General features: G+C 45.4%; 13 protein-coding genes and 1 pseudogene. 12 read left to right on the top strand and 2 right to left on the bottom strand.

What is annotated here, in order from left to right:
• Positions 1-35: 35 nt before the first annotated feature.
• Positions 36-1,871, bottom strand: a complete 1,836-nt coding sequence (gene recQ, locus DWY79_RS12770) for a DNA helicase RecQ (RefSeq protein WP_022192151.1) — start codon at positions 1,869-1,871, stop codon at positions 36-38.
• Positions 1,872-1,979: 108 nt separating this feature from the next.
• Between recQ and DWY79_RS12765 the strand changes: the two genes are divergently transcribed.
• The 12 genes and pseudogenes from DWY79_RS12765 to DWY79_RS12710 all read left to right on the top strand — a co-directional run bounded on the left by DWY79_RS12765 (position 1,980) and on the right by DWY79_RS12710 (position 22,008).
• Complete coding sequence (locus tag DWY79_RS12765; protein ID WP_122369445.1) at positions 1,980-3,245, top strand: DEAD/DEAH box helicase; 1,266 nt, start codon at positions 1,980-1,982, stop codon at positions 3,243-3,245.
• A 273-nt stretch (positions 3,246-3,518) separates the two neighbouring features.
• Entirely contained in the window at positions 3,519-4,121 is a 603-nt protein-coding gene (locus DWY79_RS12760) for an RNA polymerase sigma-70 factor (RefSeq protein WP_122369444.1), read from the top strand.
• Positions 4,122-4,202: 81 nt separating this feature from the next.
• On the top strand, positions 4,203-5,225 hold the full coding sequence (locus tag DWY79_RS12755; RefSeq protein WP_122369478.1) for a FecR family protein: 1,023 nt from the start codon (positions 4,203-4,205) through the stop codon (positions 5,223-5,225).
• Positions 5,226-5,302: 77 nt separating this feature from the next.
• Positions 5,303-5,584 (top strand): annotated as a pseudogene (locus tag DWY79_RS12750) (hypothetical protein); the annotation flags it as partial.
• Positions 5,585-5,678: 94 nt separating this feature from the next.
• Positions 5,679-7,310, top strand: a complete 1,632-nt coding sequence (locus tag DWY79_RS12745; RefSeq protein WP_094582479.1) for an IS1182 family transposase — start codon at positions 5,679-5,681, stop codon at positions 7,308-7,310.
• Between the two features lie 108 nt (positions 7,311-7,418).
• On the top strand, positions 7,419-10,349 hold the full coding sequence (locus tag DWY79_RS12740) for a TonB-dependent receptor (protein WP_122369442.1): 2,931 nt from the start codon (positions 7,419-7,421) through the stop codon (positions 10,347-10,349).
• Between the two features lie 14 nt (positions 10,350-10,363).
• Positions 10,364-12,055, top strand: coding sequence for a RagB/SusD family nutrient uptake outer membrane protein (locus DWY79_RS12735; RefSeq protein WP_044545791.1), 1,692 nt, complete (start codon positions 10,364-10,366; stop codon positions 12,053-12,055).
• A gap of 6 nt (positions 12,056-12,061) precedes the next feature.
• A complete protein-coding gene (locus DWY79_RS12730; RefSeq protein WP_122369441.1) occupies positions 12,062-13,588 on the top strand; it encodes an arylsulfatase in 1,527 nt (508 codons plus the stop codon).
• 100 nt (positions 13,589-13,688) lie between these two features.
• Positions 13,689-15,089 carry a Gfo/Idh/MocA family protein gene (locus DWY79_RS12725; RefSeq protein ID WP_122369440.1) on the top strand — a complete coding sequence of 467 codons (1,401 nt, stop codon included), beginning with the start codon at positions 13,689-13,691 and terminating at the stop codon, positions 15,087-15,089.
• Positions 15,090-15,234: 145 nt separating this feature from the next.
• Positions 15,235-16,491, top strand: a complete 1,257-nt coding sequence (locus DWY79_RS12720) for a Gfo/Idh/MocA family oxidoreductase (RefSeq protein ID WP_005856828.1) — start codon at positions 15,235-15,237, stop codon at positions 16,489-16,491.
• A 12-nt stretch (positions 16,492-16,503) separates the two neighbouring features.
• Positions 16,504-19,971 carry a DUF1080 domain-containing protein gene (locus tag DWY79_RS12715; protein ID WP_122369439.1) on the top strand — a complete coding sequence of 1,156 codons (3,468 nt, stop codon included), beginning with the start codon at positions 16,504-16,506 and terminating at the stop codon, positions 19,969-19,971.
• Positions 19,972-20,109: 138 nt separating this feature from the next.
• Positions 20,110-22,008 carry a PAS domain-containing sensor histidine kinase gene (locus DWY79_RS12710; RefSeq protein WP_008772126.1) on the top strand — a complete coding sequence of 633 codons (1,899 nt, stop codon included), beginning with the start codon at positions 20,110-20,112 and terminating at the stop codon, positions 22,006-22,008.
• Here DWY79_RS12710 and upp read toward each other — a convergent pair.
• Positions 21,951-22,604 carry a uracil phosphoribosyltransferase gene (gene upp / locus DWY79_RS12705; protein WP_005862213.1) on the bottom strand — a complete coding sequence of 218 codons (654 nt, stop codon included), beginning with the start codon at positions 22,602-22,604 and terminating at the stop codon, positions 21,951-21,953. The two genes, DWY79_RS12710 and upp, sit on opposite strands and share 58 nt — an antisense overlap.
• Positions 22,605-22,725 lie beyond the last annotated feature (121 nt).

Genomic DNA, 22,725 nt, shown 5'->3' with positions numbered 1-22,725 from the left:
CATTTAGGAGCTAAAAACATTAACATGTGTTCTTCTTATTTCGGTAGCTTCAGCACGAACCGGATCAAGGCCACGAACACCTTCCCGTACCGGTCCAGCTTGATTTGCCCCACGCCCCGGATGTCGCTGAACTGGTCCAAGGTGACCGGTTTCTTCTCCACCATGTCTTCCAAGGAATCGTCGGAGAAGATGATATAAGCCGGCGTATGCTCTCGCTCGGCGATTTGCTTGCGAAGCTGTCGGAGGGAGTCCAGCAAGGTCTCGTCCGTGGAGGCGGACCGGATCGGCCGGATCGGCTGGGCTTTGAAGGAGGATTTCCGCTCGCCTCTCCGGACGGGGCGTGTCAGCTCATCCGGTTCCCGATAGATGACGAGCTGGGCCTTTTGCTCCCCGTACAGGACACGCCTGCCTAACGGGGTCATCCGCAAGACACGCTCGGCGGCGTAGTCGATCTCCATGTACCCGAGTTGGATCATCTGGTAAATGTACTCCTTCCATTCCTTATAAGAGAGGTCCCGTCCGGCGCCGTACGTCTTTAGCTTATCGTATCCTCTCTCCAAGAGTTCCGCCCGACCGGAGGCACGTAATATGTCGATCAGCATTTGCATGCCTACATGCTCGCCGGTCCGGATGACGGCGCTCAGCGCTTTTTGTATCAAGACACTGCCATCGAAGCGTCGCGGAGGGTTCTTGCACACGTCGCAGTTGCCGCAATCATGGTCCGCCTCCTCGCCGAAGTAACTGAGCAAGACACGGCGGCGGCACATGTCGGACTCGCAATACCGTCTCATCCGGTTTAGCTTCTCCAAGTTCACCTCGCTTTGGCCACTCTCCTCGGCGAAACGGCGAAGTACGATCAAGTCGCTCAAGGAATAGAACAGGAGGGTATCGCTTTTCATCCCGTCCCTTCCGGCACGGCCGATCTCTTGGTAGTAATTCTCGATACTCCCCGGCATGCTGTAATGCACGACCCAACGGACATTACTCTTGTCGATACCCATCCCGAAAGCTACCGTGGCGCACACCACGTCCACCCGGTCGTTGATGAAATCGTTCTGGGCCTGTTCCCGTTGGGCGGGCAGGAGGCCGGCGTGGTAGGCGATCGCCTTGATATTATACATCGCCAACTCATCGGCCAGCTCGGTCGTATCGTTGCGGCGCATGCAATAGATGATACCGCTCTGCTCCCGGTGCCCCCGGATGAAATGGACGATGGCGGCGATCTTCTCTTTCTTGTTAAGTCCCCGGCGTACCGTGAGGGAGATATTCGGGCGGTCGAATGACGATATGAACGTTTGGGGCGTGCGAAGCCGTAACTGCTCTAGGATATCCTTCCGGGTGATTTTATCGGCGGTAGCGGTCAGGGCCACGACCGGGACTTTCGGGAAACGTTCCTTCAAGATCGCCAGTTGCGTGTATTCCGGACGGAAGTCATGTCCCCAATGCGATACGCAATGCGCCTCGTCGATAGCGATGAGCGAGATGTCCAGCCGGGGCAGGAACCAGTCCGCTTCCATCTTGATCCGTTCCGGGGAGATATACAATAATTTGATCTTGCCCTGCACGCAAAGTTGCTTCACCTGTTGTTGCTCCTCTTCCGGCATCATACTGTTCAACGCCGCCGCCGGGATGCCGTTGGCGATCAACCCCTCTACTTGATCCTTCATCAAGGCGATCAAGGGGGACACCACCAAAGCCGTACCCGGCAGATAGATAGCCGGTAGCTGGAAACAGATCGACTTGCCTCCACCCGTGGGCATCAGCACCAACGAGTCCTCTTTCTGTAAGATACGCTGTATGATGTCCGCCTGCAAGGGACGGAAGGAGGTATATCCGAAGAACTTCTTCAGTAGTAGTAATAATTCTTTCATATCGCTTTACGGGCATAAAAAGCGCAAAGATAGTTTATATCATAAAGTTTTACTACCTTTGCCCGCATTATTTACATAACGAGCCGTGATGGCTCACCCTATTTTAGAATGACATTTGAAGATTTAGATTTGATAGAGCCGATATGTAAGGCTCTCGTGCAAGAAGGTTATACGACTCCAACACCTATACAATCAGAAGCGATTCCCATCGTTTCGCAAGGTTATGATTTATTGGGTTGCGCCCAGACAGGAACCGGTAAGACGGCGGCGTTCTCCATCCCGATTATCCAGCGGTTATATCTCCAGAAGAAGAAAGGTTACAAACGGGGTATCAAGGCATTGATCCTTACGCCTACCCGTGAGCTTGCCATCCAGATCGGAGAGAGCTTTGCCGCTTACGGCCGTTTCGCCGGATTACGCCATACGGTGATATTCGGCGGGGTGGGACAGAAGCCCCAGACGGAAGCCTTGGAAAGAGGCATCGATATATTAATCGCTACGCCGGGACGTCTGCTGGACTTGATCGGACAAGGATTCATCCACTTGGATACCTTGGAGTATTTCGTCTTAGACGAGGCGGACCGTATGTTGGACATGGGCTTTATCCATGACATCAAGCGTATTTTACCGTTATTGCCCAAGAAACGCCAGTCCTTGTTCTTCTCCGCTACCATGCCCCCTGAGATCGAGCGCTTGGCAGGTACGATCTTGAGCGAGCCGCAAAAGGTGGAAGTAACCCCGGCCTCATCGACCGTGGACGCGATCGACCAATCCGTTTATTTCGTCGAGAAGGCCGAGAAGATCAACTTGCTGAAAAGCTTGTTGGAGAACCCGGAACTGGAATCCGTATTGATCTTTACCCGTACGAAACACGGGGCGGACAAGGTGGCCCGTGTCTTGTCGAAAGCGGAGATAGGGGCGGAGGCGATCCATGGCAACAAGAGCCAGACCGCCCGCCAGCGTGCCTTGACGAATTTCAAGGATCATACGACCCGTGTGCTGATCGCTACGGATATCGCCGCCCGTGGAATCGACGTGGATCATCTGACGCACGTCATTAACTATGAGCTTCCTAACGTACCCGAGACTTATGTACATCGGATCGGGCGTACGGGTCGTGCGGGCCGTGAAGGTGTGGCTTTCTCTTTCTGCGACGCCGAGGAGGTACCTTTGTTAAAAGATATCCAGAAACTGATCGGCAAGGAAGTCCCCGTAGCCGGTGGCCATATGTATGAGACCAAGGAGGTGAAAGCCGCCATAGCCGAGAAGAAAGAAGCGATCAAGCAAGAGTCGAAACGCCGTAATATGTTCGGAAGCAAACGTGACGGCAGTTATTGGCGTAACAAGAAGCGTGCCGCCAATTCCTCTAAGTGATCTAAGTTATTGTATTGCAACGATGTATAGTGCCAGTCATTTCCATAGCATTGGCACAGTCGTGCCACGCCGGTGGCATAGCCGTGCCACAACGATGGCAAGGGCGTGCCATAAGGATGGCACAGCTATGCCACCCGGTTCGTCACCTAAGTATCCAAACAGTCCGCTTTAGCGAGCTGTTTGGCGCTATTACCCTATACTTTCTTTTAAAATGAGGTAATCTCTGGAATATTTCATTATTTTTGTGATTCAATTGTGAGTGAAACTTAAGGGTTGACGTTTGTGCTGATTGTAAAGGAGGACATAATATCTCGGATCAATAATGGCGATGCCAAAGCATTTGAACAATTATATACGACCTTCTACGTGTACTTGTGCGCCGTAGCGACTAAATATGTCTATAATTCGGAGGCGGCACGTGAGATCGTTAATGATGTTTTTATGAATGTATGGAATCACCATTCGGCGTTAATACATCCGGTAAACGCTTATTTAATTCGCTCGGTACGTAATTATTGCCTGAATTATTTAAGAGATAAACGCCAGCAAGAAGTCCCTTTATCAGATGTACAAGAAAACTTATTGTCGATACAAGAGTTGCAGATAGACGCCGATCCCTATCCGTTGGCTTATCTGGAGAATAAGGAATTCGAGGAGAAAATCTATCGTGCCGTGGATTCCTTGCCCGCTAAATGCCGGGATATCTTCGTGCAATATCTTTACCATAACAAGACCTATGAGGAAATAGCGATAACAAATCATATCAGTTCCAGTACGGTACGAGTACAGATCAAGATCGGTTTGGCGAAATTGCGTGAACTTTTAGGCGATCTTTACCCTCTTTTCTTACTTATATTTAATTTTTTCGAAAAATAATTGGAATCTCCTTAAACGGAATCTCTAAAACATGTGTATATAATAGAAACCGGGTTGAAAACCGGCTCCTTTGTTAATATCATGGAAATAGAGAATAAACACATAGAAGATTTAATTTATAGCTACCTCATGGGAGATATATCCGAGGAGGGGCGAAATGAATTACTACAATGGTTGGAAACGGATGACGCTCATAAACAGTGCCTTTCCGAGATGGCGGATTGTTGGGCGACGGTGCATGTACCTTTGTTTGCCTCTGATATGAAAGCCGATTTCCAAAAACATTTCGGGGCACTTATCGATCCCGCTATTCCTTCTGAAAAGAATCATTGGCTAAATTTTCGGTTTTTAGGAAAAGTTGCCGCCTCGGTCTTGATCGTGGTATCGGTGGGGACTGCCTCTTATTATATAGGTACGAGACATAATCAGCCGAAATCTGCCGCCTTGGCTTATTTTGAGACGACAACTCCTATGGGAGCCCAAACGAAAGTCGTTTTGCCGGATCAATCCGTGGTTTGGGTCAACGCAGGTTCCACGTTGAGATATGGCAGTGATTTCAATACGAACGGACGTAGCGTACAATTGGATGGTGAGGCTTACTTCGAGATTACCCGGGATTCCCTTAAGCCTTTTATCGTAAAATCAAAGAGATTGGATATCAAGGTTCTAGGAACTAGCTTTAACGTAAAGGCTTACGGAATGGATGAAACGACCGATGTCACTCTGGTGTCGGGAAAAGTAAACGTGAGCTTGCGGGATGAGGTTGCCCATGCGGGCGATGTGACCTTGACTCCAAACCGGAAACTAAGCTTTAATAAGCAGACCAATAAGGTAAGAGTCAGTGAGGTGGATGCCAAGGATGCTCTCTCTTGGATGGACGGTAGCCTGAAATTCTCCGAACAACCTTTCATGAGTATCGCCAAGGATTTGGAACGTAAGTTCAACGTGCGTATCCGCGTTGAGAGCGATCCTTTGAGAAAGGAAATCTTCTCCGGTAGCTTTACGAAAGATTATTCGTTGGATAAGATCCTTCGTGAGGTGGACGTGGATCACAAATATGTGTGGACTCGTTCGGGAGATGAGATTATTATAAAAGATAAATAAAAATACAAACCTTAATCCTAAGGTGTAAGTGTGGAAAATAGTATAAACGAGAAAATTATTTATTAAATCTAACTTTAATGGAAATGAACTATTTCAAGAAGACCGGTAAGATGATGGTAGCCGCATGTATGCTTGCGGGACTGCCGTTTATTCCCGGTACGGTTTCAGCGTCCGAACTTCAGACACAAATGATGTCTGTTCAAATGGAAAGTACGACATTAAAAGAACTTTTCGATTTGATCGAGGAAAAATTTAATTACACGTTCCTTATCCGTAACAATGACATCAATCTGAATGAGCGTATCTCAATCGACATGTCGAACCGTTCGGTCGAGGAGATTTTGACGACGGCGCTGAAAAGGGGCTGTCCAAAAAGTCGGATAGTCCCTTTTGCTATTGTTTATTTCGGTAAAAAGTATTATCTTACCGTTGCAAAAACCAAACATTATAGCAATGGCTAAGATAGTATTTAAAGAGTTAACATCCAACCAAAATGTACTTTTTCCGGTCAGCTTATCGGAAAAGATAGCTCCCAATCATCCCGTTCGTGTTGTAAACAGTGTTGTAGACGCCTTGGATATTAGTTGTCTGCTCTGGGCATATAAAGGAGGAGGTACCAGCAGCTACCATCCCCGTATGATGCTCAAAGTTCTGTTTTATGCATACCTGAACAATATCTATTCTTGTCGCAAAATAGAAAAGGCCTTGCAGGAGAATATTCACTTCATGTGGTTGTCTGGTAATAGTACTCCCGATTTCCGCACGATCAATGATTTCCGTGGCAAACGTTTAAAAGAACACATAAAATCGTTGTTTTCAGCCATTGTTCTGCTGTTACAGGAATCCGGCTATGTCAGTTTGGATGTACAGTATATCGATGGTACCAAAGTGGAATCAGCATCCAATCGCTACACCTTTGTCTGGCGTGGTAGCGTGGAAAAGAACAAGGTAAAACTGGAGTCGAAAATACAGTCAATCCTTAGTGAAGTTGACAAACATATCGAGCAGGATAAACAGGAAAGGACACCAGATTGCTTACCGGATATGGATTCCTGTGGTTTGCGGGAAAAAGTGAGCGCTTTAAACAAACGGCTCTCCGGGATGAACAATGCTGAGCAGAAACAAATCAAAAAGTTACAGGAAGAATATCTGCCCCGCCTTGCCAAATACGAATCGCAATTAGAGAAATTAGGGGATCGTAATTCTTTCAGTAAGACTGATGAGGATGCGACCTTCATGCGTATGAAAGAGGATCATATGAAAAACGGGCAATTGAAACCCGCCTATAACATACAGATTGCCACAGAGAATCAATTTATTACCAATCTGGGAATTTACAGGCGAGCCGGAGATACGGGAACTTTAATTTCTTTTTTGAAAGATTTTCGAGAGACTTATCATAGGCAATCCTCTATAGTAGTGGCCGATGCCGGTTATGGAAGTGAACAAAACTACGAGTTTATGGAGAATGCGGGTATAGAGGCTTTTGTCAAGTACAATTATTTCCACAAAGAGCAAAAGCGTGCCTGGAAGAAGGATGCTTTTGCCATACAGAACCTTTACTACAACCGGGAAAGGGATTATTACGTATGCCCGATGGGACAACATATGGAGTATAAAGGTCAAAAGAAAAGTAAATCCGATTTGGGATATGTATCCATACTGAAGCGTTATCAGGCACAAAATTGTGAGGGGTGCCCGCTGAAATCTCAATGCCATAAATCAAAGGCCAACCGGATCATAGAAGTTAACTATAACCTTAACAGGTATAAACAAAAAGCACGGGAAAGACTCATGAGTGAGGAAGGTATTTATCATCGGGGCAGACGATGTATAGAACCGGAAGCTGTCTTTGCACAGATAAAGCATAACTCGGCGTGGAACCGGTTTAGATTAAGAGGGTTGGAGAAGGTAAAAACAGAATTTACCCTGGTTGCTATTGCACATAATCTCAGGAAACTGGCTAAAAAAGTCAGTTTCCTTTTGTTTTTTACTTATTTCTGTAGGATGACTTCTCGAAAAGTAATAATTGAGAAGACCAAAGATATTTTAAATATAAAAATGGATAATAAACGGGCTGCATAACAAAAAAAGAAGGCTGCCTTTTCAGATACCTTCTTTGTTGTAAACAACAATAGAATTGTTGTTTACAAGTCATCTTCTAATGCAAATGAATTGAGAAACACGGAGAGAATGGTGGCGCAGCAGACGATTACGATTTCAGGTACCATTGTTGACGCGGTGACGGGTGAGCCGGTAATCGGCGCGAACGTGCTTGTGAAAGGCACTACGAACGGTACCAGTACCGATTTCGATGGAAAGTTTAGTTTAGAAGCTCCGGCCGGAGCTACTTTAGTCGTTTCTTACATCGGTTATGTGAACCACGAGGTTAAGGCGACTAGCGCTCCGATGACTATCCGTATCAAGGAAGACACTCAGAACCTTGAGGAGGTGGTTGTTGTTGGTTACGGCGTGCAAAAAAAGGAAAGCTTGACGGGTGCCATGCAGGTGGTGAGCAACGAGAAATTGTTGGATGCCACTAGCCCTACGGTCGAGAACTTATTGTCTGGTAAGGCTCCGGGCGTACAGGTTACTTCGGGTGGTGGTCAGCCGGGCGCTGCCGGTAAGGTGGTGATCCGTGGTAAGTCTACGGTAAACGGTAGCACGGACCCTCTTTGGATCGTGGATGGCGTAATCGTCGGTACGGATGCGGGTAGCTTGAACCCGGCTGATATCGAGTCTATGTCTATCTTGAAGGATGCCGCTTCAACCGCTATCTATGGTTCTCAAGGAGCGAACGGTGTTATCGTGGTGACTACGAAGAAAGGTAAGATCGGAAAAGCTACGATCAACGCTTCCGTAAAGATGGGTGTGAACCAGTTGCACCGTGGAAACATGAATATGATGAACGGCGAGGAATTATATGATTATTATAAATCTTTCGCTAATCAAGACGCCCTTCCGAGTTATTTTACGGAGGATTTGCGCAACCGTAACTTCGACTGGTGGAAAGAGGGTACGCATCTGGGCTTCGCTCAAGATTACAATGTTTCTGTTTCCGGAGGTTCCGAGAAGATCAAGACTTATACTTCCGTTGGCTACTACGATGAGGATGGTGCCGTGAAAGGATATGACTACAAGCGTTATAACTTACGTTTCAATGTGGATTACCAAGCGACGGATTGGTTGACTATCAAACCTAAAGTATGGGCTACCCGTAGCGACGTGATGGACCAGCAACAAGATCTAGGCGCTATCATGTACGTTAACTTTCCTTGGGACTCTCCTTATGACGAGAATGGTGATCTGATCCAGCAATACAGACCTACTACTTGGATCAATAGCGACGCTACCAACTACTTGTATGATCTACAATGGAATTATGAGAAGAAGACTTCCTACGAGTTTATGGGTAACTTTGACTTTGATATCAAGTTTACCGATTGGTTGACTTTCGCATCCGTAAATAACTATAAATATAATAGTATCCTTTTTAAGAGCTATCAGGATCCCCGTTCTAAAAAGGGAGAGGCTGATAATGGATTATTGCAAGATAAGACCACCGCTTCTTATAGGGTATATAGCAACCAGTTGCTTCGTTTTAATAAGGTATTCGACAAGCACTCTATCAATGCGATCCTAGCTTACGAGTGGAATACTTTCACGCAGGAGATTAAAGACCAGACAGCGGCTAGTTTCGCTCCGGGCTTCTCTGTGGCCGATGTCGCTACTACTCCTAAGACGATAAAGGGAGAGCAAAAGGAATGGGCTGTACAATCTTATTTGTTCAATGCCAACTATGCGTATGATAATCGTTATTTGTTGTCTTTCTCATTCCGTCGGGATGGTGCCTCTAACTTTGGTACGGACGCTAAATATGGTAATTTCTTCTCCGTCAGCGGTGGTTGGAATATCCATCAGGAGGAATTCTTCAAGGCTAAGGATTGGGTACAACAGTTGAAGTTACGTGCAAGTTATGGTTCCGTAGGTAACCGTCCGACCGAATTATATTCTCAATATACGGTGTACGCCATGTCTACGGGATATAATGGTGATCCGGGTGCGGTGATCGAACAGAAGGAAAACAAGAACCTGACTTGGGAGAAGACTTATACGGCAGGTGTAGGTATTGACGCTATCTTGTTTGATCGTTTGACTATCAACTTGGATTATTATAATAAGAAAACAACTGATTTGCTTTACAAAGTGCCTCTGCCTGGTGTAACGGGTATTGTTGGTATCTATCGTAATGTGGGTGCCGTCAAGAATAATGGTTTCGAGGTCTCGATGAACGTGGACATCTTGAAAGGGGGCGATTGGAGTTGGAGCGTCGCAGCTAACTTAGGCCTGAACCGTAATAAGATCACTGAGTTATATGGTGGCAAGAGCGAGATCATCACTTCTAACGCCGGTTCAAGTTATGCCATTTCGATGGATAAGATATTGACTCCGGGACAAGACGTGGATACTTGGTATGGTACCGAATGGGCAGGCGTAGATCCGGAGACAGGTTCTCCGTTATGGTATACCACGAATGAGAATGGGGAACGTGTAACGACCTCGAATTATAGCGATGCCTCTAAGCACCAGACTATAATAGGTAAGTTAAGCCCCGATTTCTACGGAGGTTTCTCAACCGACGTATCTTGGAAAAATATTGATCTCTCCGCTGTCTTCGGTTATTCCGTAGGAGGTGATATTTACAACTATGACCGATCGATGTATGATAGTGACGGCGCTTACGTAAATTATAACCAGATGAATCTGAAAGAGGGTTGGAATCGTTGGGAAAAACCGGGCGATATCGCTACCCATCCCAAGGCGGAATATGGCAATAAGAGTCAATCCAGCAAGGGATCTTCCCGTTATCTGGAGGACGCTAGCTACTTACGCTTACGCAGCTTGACGTTAGGCTATACATTACCTTGGAAGATTCAGTATGTAGATAATATCCGTCTTTCTTTCTCGGGTGAGAACTTGTTTGTCCTTTCCGGTTTCTCCGGAGTTGACCCGGAACTTCCGGCTGAGGTTGGCAATAAATACAAGGCAGGCTCGGTTGGTGTGGCGATCTCTCCGTACCCACAAGCTCGTAAATTCATGTTTGGTCTAAATGTTACATTTTAATTAAAGGAATCATAATGAAAAAAATCGCTATAGTGGCTCTTGCGGCAGCGGCCACGTTCATAACAAGCTGTGATATCGAACGTCTACCTTACGATAAGTACACGGAAGACAAGATCATGGAGGACAAAGATGCCGCGGTGGATGTTTTGCTAAACGGTTGTTACGCAAAACTGAAAAAGGCATCCGAACACTTGCATTATTGTGGTGAGTTCCCGGGGGATAACGTTTGTAAGGATAAACCGACAACCAATCCGTTCGGTACTTATTTTACCTATCAGCATACGGTAAATAATGGTGGTCTTACTACGGTTTGGAACAGTGCCTATAATATCATCTCACAGACTAGTTCTTTGATGAAGATGATTAATGAGGGCGAGTCTGCTGAGTTGGATCAGAAGTTGGGCGAGGCTTATTATATGCGCGGCATGATGTACTTCTATCTTTGCCGTGTGTTTGGCCGTCCTTATTATCAGGAACCGGAGAAGAATCTGGGCTTGCCGATCGTAAACGGTATGCCTGAGGATATGGATAATCTGGATCTTCCGGATCGTTCGTCCGTGAAGGATACGTATGATCAAGCTCTGTCTGACTTGAAAAAGGCGGAAGAGCTGATGACAACGTTTAAATCTACCGCTTATGCCTCAAAATATGCGGCTCAAGCTTTATTGGCGAAGGTCTATATGTATATGAGTGGCACGTTTGAGAATCCGAATAAGGAATATGCCCAATTATCTTATGATTATGCGAATACGGTAATCGAGAGTGGCCAGTTCTCTATGTTGGACCGTGCTAACTTTATGCGTTATAATGAGTTCGCTCCGGATGCCGCTTCACAGACAGAGACTATTTTCGCCGTGAAGTTTATAGCCTCAGACTGGGAAGATTGGGGTGATCCGCTAGGAAGTATGTACGCTGAGATCGATGGTCAAGGCTGGGGTGAGGTTTACGCCAGCGCTAAGTATATGGATTTGTTGCATGAGACAGGAAAAGGAACCGATGCACGTGAGGCGTTTATCCATCCGCAATATAAGGAAGACGCCAATGGAAATCAGATCCCCGCTTTCCGTTTTGTAGCTAACTTATATACGGACGGCAAGATTTCCGGTTACGTATATCGTCAAGGTGAGACCAAGGAAGTAGGAGGTAAGTTAATCGCTACGGTAGATGGTGAAGAATATACATTAACTCCGGTAGATGTGGACAATAAGCGTTATTCTATTAGCTATAAGGGAGAAACGTATGAGGGAGATTATGACTACTTTATGTTGGAAAGTCAAGGTAACCCGAAATTCTATAGCTATAAGTGCTCTAAGCAAGATGGCTATCCTCACCTTTATTCTCCGGTTATCTCTCGCTTAGGTGAGTTATACCTGATTCGCGCCGAGGCTAGCGCTAAATTAGGAAACTATACAAAAGCATTAGCCGATTTGAATACCGTTCGTACCCGTTCCTTACCTAACGCCGGATATAAATCTTTGGATGCGACAAACGCTCATGAGCTTATCATGAAAGAACGTCAGTTGGAATTAGCTTATGAGGCTGACCGTGGTTTTGATGTATATCGTGTAGGCGATACGATGAAACGTCATTACCCGGGATTCCATGACGGCGTGCCTGAATATCCTGCTACCAGCCCGTTGGCTATCCAGTATATTCCGCAGTCTGAGATTAACGCTTATCCGGGTACATTAACTCAGAATCCGTAATAAGCGATGAATAAGTATTGTATAATGAGTGTGTTGGCAGGGTTTTCCTTGCCAACAACTTTAATAGCTCAATCAGCTCCCCGGCAACCTAACGTGGTGATCATCGTAGCTGATGATCTCGGGTATGGTGATCTAAGCTGTTACGGGGCTCATCGCATACAGACTCCGGGAATGGATCGTATCGCAAATGAAGGCATACGCTTTACGCAAGGTTATTGTACGGCGGCTACTTCTACCCCCAGCCGGTATTCCTTGCTTACCGGATTATATCCTTGGACAAATAGGGAAGCCAAAATACTTCCCGGCAATGCGGCTCTGATTATCAATACTCAACAGGTTACCTTGCCAAAGGTGATGAAGCAAGCGGGCTATGTCACCGGCTCGGTCGGCAAATGGCATCTGGGATTAGGTGACGGGGCGGTAGACTGGAACAAGCTGGTTTATCCCGGAGCGAAAGAGATCGGTTACGACTATTCTTTTATCCAAGCCGCTACCAATGACCGGGTTCCCTGTATCTTTATCGAGAATGGGAGAGGTGTAAACCTCGATCCGAACGATCCTCTCTATGTCAGTTATAAGGAGAATTTCCCCGGGGAACCGACTGGGAAGGATAATCCTGAATTACTGAGAATGCTCCCGAGTGTCGGGCATGCCGGCGCTATCGTAAACGGTGTACCTCGAATTGGTTTCCAGAAAGGAGGCAAAACCGCCCAATGGAAAGATGAGGATATGGCAGAGTTGTTCCTTGAGAAGGCGAAAGGTTTTATGAAAGAGAATAAGGATAAACCTTTCTTCCTGTACTATGGCTTGCATCAACCGCATGTACCTCGTGTACCGAACGAGAGATTCGCGGGTAAGTCGGGGATGGGACCTCGTGGGGATGTTATCTTGGAAGCGGATTGGTGCGTGACCGAATTCTTGAAGGAAATGGATAAGTTGGGGCTAACGGAAAATACATTAGTTATTTTCACTAGCGATAATGGACCGGTTCTGGATGACGGTTATCAAGATCAAGCCGTGGAATTGGTTGGGGATCATAAGATGGCCGGACCGCTTCGTGGAGGAAAGACGAGCTTGTATGATGGTGGGACCTGTATCCCGTTCATGCTTCGTTGGCCTGCGGAAGTTAAGCCGGGCGTTGTGTCGGATGCCTTGGTTTGCCAGATGGATTTGTTAGCCTCGCTGTCGGCGTTGATCGGACAGACCTATTCTGATAAGGTAGATAGCCAAAACACCTTGCCTGTCTTTCTAGGAAAAGGTGGTAATGGGCGAAAGGAACTTGTCTTGGAAGGTTATTTCAATTATGCGCTACGTGATGGTGATTGGGTCATGATCCCACCGTATCCGGATACCTATGGCGACGCGGAGGAGGCTGCCTTTGCCGGAAATAGTAACTGTTATCAATTATATAATGTAAAGGAAGACATCGGTCAGCAAGTTAATTTGGCGGAAAAAGAACCTAAAAGACTTCGACAGATGATGATGACCTTCGAGAGGCTAAAAAGGGAAACCGGAAAGATAACGAACTTTTAGTCTTGGACTCTTTATTTTTCAAAATACTCAATAACGTTTTGATTGAAAAAATATTTTTTTAATTTTGTATCCTCAAAACACAAACTAATTTATAAAATATATGGAAAACACTCGTCGTTCATTCCTTAAGAAAGTATCTGCCGCTGGTATTGGTGCCGCAGGCTTGGCAATGGCCGGAAACGCCGGAGCTACAACAACTGCCGCTGAACCCCAAAAGAAAAAAACAGCTGGTAAAGATGATGGTAAATTACGTTTCGGTTTCATCGGAACGGGTTCTAGATGCCATGAGCATATTAATAATGTATTGGCGATCCCCGGTAATAAGATCGTAGCGATTTGCGATATCCAACAGGGGCCGATCGATAGAACCTTGAAACATATCGCTAAATTTAATGTGCCCGCTCCGAAGGTTTATAAGGGAGGTGAGCGTGAATTTGAGAAAATGTTGAACAACGAGGAATTTGATTGCGTGATTATCGCTAGTCCTTGGGAATGGCACGTTCCGATGTCTGTCGCCGCTATGAAGGCTGGTGTTCCTTATGTAGGCGTGGAGGTTTCCGCCGCTAATACGATCGAGGAATGTTGGGATTTGGTAAACGTTTCGGAAGCTACCGGAAGCCATTTGAATATCATGGAGAACGTATGTTATCGTCGTGACTGTATGGCTGCGTTGAATATGGTTCGCCAAGGTTTGTTCGGCGAGATATTGCATGGTACTTGTGGTTATGAGCATGACTTGCGTGAGGTGAAATTCAATGATGGAACTCATTACAACTATGTACCGGGCAGTGGTGATCTTCGTATGGGCCCGACGGCTTTCGCCGAGGCTCAATGGCGTACGAACCATTCCGTACATCGTAATGGCGATATCTATCCGACTCACGGTATCGGACCGATAGCAAATTGCATGGATATCAACCGTGGTAACCGCTTCCTTTCTTTATCCGCTATGGCTACTCAATCTCGTGGATTGCATAAGTTTATCGTGGATAATGGAGGTGAGAATCATCCGTTGGCGAAGGTCAACTTCAATTTGGGAGATATCGTGACTTCTATGATTAAGTGTTCTAATGGACAAACGATCATCGTAACCCATGATACGAATTCTCCTCGTCCTTATTCATTAGGTTTCCGTGTTCAAGGAACTGAGGGTTTATGGATGAATGATGGCGATCATGTATATGTACAAGGAAAGTCTAAGCCTCATCGTTGGGATGATTCCGATGAATGGTTCAAGAAATATGATCATAAATTGTGGGCTTCTTTAGAGTCTCAAGCTGCTGAGGCCGGACACGGTGGTATGGACTTTATCATGATGTACGACTTGATCGACGCTATCCGTAATAAAAAACCGGCTCCAATGGATTGCTATGACGCTGCCGCTTGGAGCGCTATCTCCGGCTTGTCAGAGATGTCAATCGCTCGTGGCGGTGCTTTGGTAGACTTCCCGGATTTCACCCGTGGGCAATGGATTCACCGTCAACCGCAATTCGCTTTGTAATAAATTTTCATAAAATACTAGGGAAGGATGTCTTTGTTAAAGGCATCCTTTTCTTTTTTATATACATTTTTCTTGTCTCTTCGAGTATTATGATTATTTTTGTCACTCAAGTTAATCTATTCTATCTAAATTTTAAATTCGTACTATGAAGACAAACAGAAGAGACTTCCTGAAGACTCTTGGAGGAATCGCGGCATTTACGATTGTACCGCGCCACGTGTTGGGTAATGGATTCATCGCTCCAAGTGATCAATTGACAAAAGGAATTATCGGTACAGGTGGTATGGGCCGTGGACATGTGGACTATGCCGGGACTCGTCTTGTCGCCGTGTGTGACGTCGATAAGAATCATCTGGAGCTAGGTAAACAGTTGGTAAAGGATAAGATTGCCGCATACCATGATTTTCGTGATTTGATTTTGGATCCTAATGTAGATATCGTTCATATAGCTACGCCTCCTCACTGGCATGGTATCATGTCTGTCGAGGCCGCTAAAGCAGGAAAAGATATTTGGTGTGAGAAGCCTATGACCCGTACGATCGGGGAGGGTAAACGGGTAATGGAAGCGATGAAGCAATACGGACGTATGTTCCGCTTGAACACTTGGTTCCGTTTCGCAGACCCGTTCTATGGATTGGGTACTCCCGTGAAACCTTTGAAGAAACTGGTTCAAAGTGGTATGTTGGGCTGGCCGCTAAAGGTAACGATCAGCAAGCATACCGGTTTCGACTGGAAGTTCTATTGGGTTGGTAAAGAATATCTGGAACCGCAATCGGTGCCTAGTGAGCTGGATTATGATTTCTGGTTGGGGCCGGCTCCTTACAAACCTTATAACCCGCATCGTGTGCATCAGACATTCCGTGGATACTGGGATTATGACGGAGGTGGTTTAGGGGATATGGGACAGCATTATATTGACCCTGTACAATATTTTTTAGGAAAAGATAATACCAGCCCGGTTAAGGTAGAGGTGGATGCTCCGCAACAACATCCGGACGCCGTGGGTACTTGGCGCTCGATTACGTATACCTATGAGGATGGTTGCCAGATCGTACTTTGGGGAGGTGATTACGGGGATCCGAACACACCTTATATTTCCGGACCGAACGGGAATGTTTATAAGAATTTCGTATGTGATATCCCGGATTGGGAGAAAAAGTTATCCGATTATCCCGAACCTGAGCCACAGGTTACCGACTTTATCGAGTGCGTAAAGACTCGTCAGCCTTTTGCCTTGAATGAGCGTAATGGCTTCCGTTCCGCTACGATCGTGAACATGGGTGCCGTAGCCCTTCGTTTGAATCGTACGCTTCACTTTGATCCCGTAAAACTGGAATTTATTAATGATGAGGCCGCTAATCGTTTGTTGGATCAGCCGATGAGAGCGCCTTGGAATATTTAAACACATACACATATGAAAAAAGTATATATATCAATTGCCAGCTTATTGTTGTGCGGTAGCATGTTAATGGCTCAAAGCCCGGCTAATCGTACATCGAAGACGATCGTTGCCGATGTACTGGCACAGATGCCGGCGGAGCAACAAGCTGAATATAACAAATTAATTAATGACCTAAGCTCCACTGGCGAGGAAGGGGTCTTGATGTTGATTAACAAGATTAACGCTCCGGGAAAAGGCAGTAACTCGAACGTGGATTATGCGTTGAGCGGATTGACTCACTACGTGATGGCGAAAGGTGAGGAAAATGCCCGTCTAGCAACAGCCAACGCATATTTGAAAGCCTTGGATAAGGTGAGCGACCGGGAGACAAAGGCTTTTATTATCCGGCAGCTTCAATTACTGGGAAAAGATGAGTGTGTGGATACGTTGGCTAGCTATTTGAACGATGAGAGCTTAAGCGGTCCTGCTGCCCGTGCGTTATCCGCAATCCGTACCGATAACGCTAAGAAGGTTTTGGTGGCTTCCTTGATGCGTCGTTCCGGTACTCCGAAGACGCAAAAGGATATTATCCGTGCGATCGCTGACGTGCAAATCGCTGATGCGGAAAATGTATTGAAAGTGATGCTTGGTTCCAGCGATGAGAATATGCAGAAAGAGGTTCTTTATGCGTTGAGTCGTGTAGGTTCTAAAGCTTCTCTAGGCGATTTAGCCGCCGCTGCAGAGAAAGCCGGTTATAAAATGGAAAAGACCGGGGCGAATGAGGCGTATATCGCTTTGATAAAACGTGTCCTTGAGCAAGGCGATACCAAAGATGCGGAGAAAGCAGCGAATGATTTATTGAAGAAGTCTACGAAAGCAGGTATGACACAGACCCGTGAGGCCGCTCTTCAGATTCTATTGGCCGCTAAGCCGGAAGCTGCTACGAAGAATTTATTATCGGCTTTGAAAGATACGGATAAGGGATACCGTAATGCGGCTTTGAACTTCGCTTCGGGTTTCGCTGATCAAAATGTTTATATCGAGGTCATGAAACACATGTTAAAGGCGAAGCCGGAAGTCAAGGTGGATATCTTGAACTGGATAGGCCGTGAAAGCAAATGCCCGTCTAAACATGACATGATCAAGAATCTGGAACTTCGTTTTGATCTACCAGCGAGACAAGTTCTTTTGGACCAATTGAAAGATAAGGATTTCTATGTGCAACAGGCCGCTGTTTGGGCTTTGGTTAAAATCGGTGATAAGAGTGTCATTCCTGTGCTGGCGGATTTGTTGAAGAGCAATGACAAGCAAGTGATTTTATTGGGGCAAGATGCTTTGATGGCATTTAACGGCGATATTGATCAAGCGGTCGCTAAAGTGATCCCGTCCGTTTCCGATGCGGGAAAGGTAGCCGGTTTGGAGCTGTTGGCGATACGTATGGCCGACGCGAATCTGAATACGGTACTGGAGCAGATTAAATCCGGCTCTCCGGAGGTGAAGAAAGCCGCTTATACCGCATTGAAAGATGTAGTGTCTGAGAAAGATTTCACTTTATTGTGCGGAATGTTGGAGACGGCGGAGGCTTCCGCTATCGCCCCGCTTCAGGATGCGATCATTGCCGCTATCTCTAAACAACCGACGGCAACTCAAGTATCTAACGTGAATCGTCGTATGGTACAAGCGGGAGAGAGCAAGAGGTATCTTTATTATAAGGTCTTATCAGCGACTGGTGAGAAAGATGCTCTAGCTACGATCGTGGAAGGATTGAATAAAGGGAATGGAGCGGCCAAGGATGCGGCTCTTGACGCTTTGTTGGCTTGGAAGGGTATTGAGGCTGCCGATGAACTATTTAAGGTTTGCCAATCAGCCTCTTCCGATCAAGTATTCGACAGGGCGTTAAAGCGTTATGTGCAGTTGGTATCTAATCCGGCATTTACGAGAGAGAATCGTTTGTTGAGCTTGCGGAAAGTCATGGAGATTGCCCGGACGAGTGAGCAAAAGGCTCTTATTTTACGTCAGATCCAACGGGCGGATACCTTCTTGGCATTGATGTATGCGTCGGAATTCTTGGATTCAAGCGATGCGGCTGTTCGTTCTGCGGCTGTTTATGCGGTTTGGAATATCGCTCGTAACCATCCGGAATATAAGGGTGACAATGTGAAGGCTATCTTGAAACGTGTTTTGACCATGTTTGACGGGGAAGACGCTCGTTATGATATCGATGCCTTGAAGCAACATTTAGATGCGATGCCGGACGAGGTTGGATTTGTCTCTATCTTTAATGGTAAGGATTTAACGGGTTGGAAAGGTTTGGTTGAGAATCCGATCGCCCGTGCGAAAATGAAACCGGCTCAATTGGCGAAAGCGCAGGAGAAGGCGGATGAGAATATGCGTCGTGACTGGAAAGTGGAGAATGGCCTGTTAGTATTTGACGGTACTGGGTACGATAACCTATGTACTGAAAAGCAATATGGTGATTTCGAGATGTATGTTGATTGGATGTTGGATCCTAAAGGACCTGAGGCTGATGCCGGTATTTATCTGCGTGGTACTCCTCAAGTCCAGATCTGGGATACTTCTCGGGTAAATGTTGGTGCGCAAGTAGGTTCCGGAGGCTTGTATAACAATCAGGTAAATGAGAGCAAGCCTTCGAAAGTGGCCGATAATAAACTAGGTGAATGGAATTCCTTCTATATTAAGATGGTTGGCGACCGTGTGACGGTTGTCTTGAACGGAGAAAAAGTGGTAGATAACGTGATTCTGGAAAACTATTGGGATCGCAAGCTTCCGATTTTCCCGGTAGAGCAAATCGAGATGCAAGCTCATGGCAGCAAGGTCTATTACCGTAATATCTACGTAAAGGAATTGGAAAAACAAGAACCGTTCAAATTATCGCCGGAAGAGGAAAAAGAAGGCTTCAAGGTTTTGTTTGACGGAACGAATATGCATGAATGGACTGGAAACACGGTTGATTATATCTTGGAAGATGGCTGTATCTCTATGGTTCCAAGCAGTAGTTTCGGAGGTAATCTGTACACCAAGAAGGAATACGGAAACTTTATCTATCGTTTTGATTTCCAGTTAACCCCGGGAGCTAATAACGGTGTCGGTATCCGTACGCCGATGGAAGGAGACGCAGCATATGTAGGTATGGAAGTGCAGGTCTTGGATTGTGAACATCCTATTTACCAAGGAAACATCACTCCGCTGCAACATCATGGTTCCGTATACGGTATCATTCCCGCCCGTGAGGATCATCCGAAAGCGTTCAAGCCGGTTGGAGAATGGAATACGGAAGAGATCATGGCGGATGGCGATCATATCCGTGTGACGGTGAATGGAGTCGTAATCTTGGATGGAAATATTCGGGATGCCGTGAAGAATGGTACGCCGGATGGAAAGGAGCATCCGGGTTTGTTTAACAAAAAAGGTCATATAGGTTTCTTAGGACATGGTTCCCCTGTCAAATTCCGCAATATTCGTATCAAGGAATTGAAATAATTTATATCAGGCTTTGAATATATAAAGAGATTGTCTTGAGTGATTCGAGACAATCTCTTTTTTATTATAGGGGATTTATACTATTTAAATTATATCTTTGTGAAATCATAGTGTAATTTTATCGGAAGGGATATTTTTATGGAGGATATACAGACTCAATTGGATCAATGTAAATTGTTATTAGATAGAGCGGAAGTTGGCTTGTGGGAAGCCGATTTTGTTCAAAGAGGTTATATCTGTTCCGATTATTTAATGAGTATATTTGGGAAGAAGGGGAATAATCTCTCTTTTTTTGAATTTTACTATATAATCCGGGAAGACTTTAGGGATCTGATTACTACGGATTTTTTATCGATCCAATCTGTCGATACGTATGAGCAGATATTTCCGATAATAACACCGACTGGGGAAAAATGGGTACGCTCCAGATTATGTGAGCGTAAGTTGAATAATGGAGTGTGCGTAAAAGCGTTGGGCATATTACAGATTTTACCTAATTTCAAACTGAAAGAGGAAAAGATTAGTAAGATGATCGATCATAATGAGATGATCTTCCGAAAGCTATATGTAAATTTACCTGTGGGGGTCGAGCTTTATGACAGGGACGGTTACTTGATTGACCTGAACGCAAAGGATATGGAGATATTCGGTATCCGGTCAAAGAAGGACGTTTTAGGAGTCAATATTTTTAGCAACCCGATTATGCCTAAAGATGTGATCAAGAAACTCAAGGAGAATAAATCCGTGAATTTCCGGCTGAATTATTCGTTTAAGAAGGTCGATGATTATTATAACACCTCGAAAGTAGGCGAGATGGATATCGTTACCAAGGCCAGTATTTTATATGACCAAAGAGGTGAACCTTCCAGCTATTTACTTATTAATTTGGATAATACGGAAAAGATGATCGCCTATAACCGTATTTCTGAGTTTGAGAATGTATTTACCTTGGTCAGCGTATACGCTAAAGTCGGTTATGCCCTTTATGACTTATATACCTTTGAGGGCTATGCCATTAAGCAATGGTATGAGAATATGGGAGAGAAGGATGGAACCCCCTTGTCCCAAATTATTGGGATTTATTCTTATATTCATCCGAACGACGCTGGATATATAAACTCATTCTTTGAGGAGGTGAAACAGGGTAAAGCGCATCATTTCCGTAGGGAAGTGCGTGTGAAGTCTGGTGACGGATGGAAATGGATTTGCGCCAATATCACCCGTAACCCTCAAAGCGTAGACCCGAATAAACCGGAGATGATCTGTATTAATTACGATATCACGGAGTTAAAGGACTCTCAATTGAAAAGGGAAAGGGCGGAAGAACTGGATCGTTTGAAGTCTGCCTTCCTAGCGAATATGAGTCATGAGATTCGTACGCCATTAAATGCCATTGTCGGTTTTTCTCAATTATTGGCGGAAACGGATGATCCCGAGGAGAGGCATGAGTTTGTGGAAATCATCGATAGCAATAATCGGATGTTGCTTCAATTGATCAGTGATATTCTAGACTTGGCAAAAATTGAATCCGGTACGATGGATTTCAAGTTCGCCGATATGAACGTAAAAGAGGTGATCAATGAGATCGTGACCTCATTCCGTATCAAGATGCCCGATAACGTAGCTCTGATCGCTCCCCAAGATTCACCGGAATGCCAAATCTATAGCGATCGTATGCGGCTGACGCAGGTAATATCCAATTTCCTTAACAACGCGATCAAGTATACGAGCGAAGGTTGTATCACCTTAGCTTACGAGATCATAGGTGATGAGATAAAATTCTCCGTGACTGATACGGGGGATGGCATGAGCCAAGAGATACAAGCCCATATCTTTGATCGTTTCTATAAAGGAAATACGTTTAAACAAGGTACGGGCTTGGGGCTATCTATTTGCGAGACCATCGTAAATAGGCTAGGTGGTCGGATCGGTGTAAATTCCGAGTTGGGCAAAGGCAGTACGTTTTGGTTTACACATCCCTATTCCTTCTCGCCGAACGCTAAATCTCCTGCATCGCCTAATCCGGGAACGATATAAGAATGATCGTCGAGGTCATTATCTAATGCGGCGATCCAGATTGTAGTCTTGTCATCCGGCATTTTCTTCTGCAAGTATTCCAAGGCTTGTTTGCTTGAGATGATGGAGGCTACGTGTACATGGTCGGGTACTCCTTTGGTTAGCAGTGCCTCATACGCCAATTCCATAGAACTTCCGGTGGCCAACATCGGGTCGGATATGATCAAGGTTTTACCTGTTAAGCGAGGAGAGGCGATATATTCGATATGAATATCAAAATTCAAACGGTCTTTATATTTGCGGTAAGCGGATACGAAAGCGTTCTCCGCATTATCCAGATACCGAAGGAAACCTTGGTGGAATGGAAGTCCGGCACGCAAGATCGTACTAATCACGATTTGATCGTCCGGCGTATTCATCGGGGCTATACCTAGCGGGGACTGGATGTCTTTCGTACTGTAATGAAATTCCTTACTGATCTCGTAAGCCATGATTTCTCCGATACGCTCGACATTGCGACGGAAGCGAAGGCTGTCTTTTTGTATATCTACATCTCTAAGTTCGGCTACGAACTTGTTTAATATGGAATTTGTGTCTCCAAGATTAACGATTCTCATGAGTCTTTTTTGAGCCCAAAAGTAATCATTTCCGGACACTAAAAATCATAAGTATGAAATTTTTCATTCATACTTATAAATGAAAGATTTCATACTTATGATTTTTTATCCCCTTACCGGG

The organism is Parabacteroides sp. AF27-14 (genome assembly GCF_003635425.1).
GTDB lineage: Bacteria > Bacteroidota > Bacteroidia > Bacteroidales > Tannerellaceae > Parabacteroides > Parabacteroides distasonis.
Note: the sequence above shows the minus strand (reverse complement) of the source record. Positions and strands in the feature narration are given on the sequence as shown.

Bases quoted from the DNA above. Each gene is read 5' to 3' on its own strand.
- recQ (WP_022192151.1), bottom strand. From the start codon at position 1,871: ATGAAAGAATTATTACTACTACTGAAGAAGTTCTTCGGATATACCTCC.
- DWY79_RS12765 (WP_122369445.1), top strand. From the start codon at position 1,980: ATGACATTTGAAGATTTAGATTTGATAGAGCCGATATGTAAGGCTCTC.
- DWY79_RS12755 (WP_122369478.1), top strand. From the start codon at position 4,203: ATGGAAATAGAGAATAAACACATAGAAGATTTAATTTATAGCTACCTC.
- DWY79_RS12745 (WP_094582479.1), top strand. From the start codon at position 5,679: ATGGCTAAGATAGTATTTAAAGAGTTAACATCCAACCAAAATGTACTT.
- DWY79_RS12740 (WP_122369442.1), top strand. From the start codon at position 7,419: ATGGTGGCGCAGCAGACGATTACGATTTCAGGTACCATTGTTGACGCG.
- DWY79_RS12735 (WP_044545791.1), top strand. From the start codon at position 10,364: ATGAAAAAAATCGCTATAGTGGCTCTTGCGGCAGCGGCCACGTTCATA.
- DWY79_RS12730 (WP_122369441.1), top strand. From the start codon at position 12,062: ATGAATAAGTATTGTATAATGAGTGTGTTGGCAGGGTTTTCCTTGCCA.
- DWY79_RS12725 (WP_122369440.1), top strand. From the start codon at position 13,689: ATGGAAAACACTCGTCGTTCATTCCTTAAGAAAGTATCTGCCGCTGGT.
- DWY79_RS12720 (WP_005856828.1), top strand. From the start codon at position 15,235: ATGAAGACAAACAGAAGAGACTTCCTGAAGACTCTTGGAGGAATCGCG.
- DWY79_RS12715 (WP_122369439.1), top strand. From the start codon at position 16,504: ATGAAAAAAGTATATATATCAATTGCCAGCTTATTGTTGTGCGGTAGC.
- DWY79_RS12710 (WP_008772126.1), top strand. From the start codon at position 20,110: ATGGAGGATATACAGACTCAATTGGATCAATGTAAATTGTTATTAGAT.
- upp (WP_005862213.1), bottom strand. From the start codon at position 22,604: ATGAGAATCGTTAATCTTGGAGACACAAATTCCATATTAAACAAGTTC.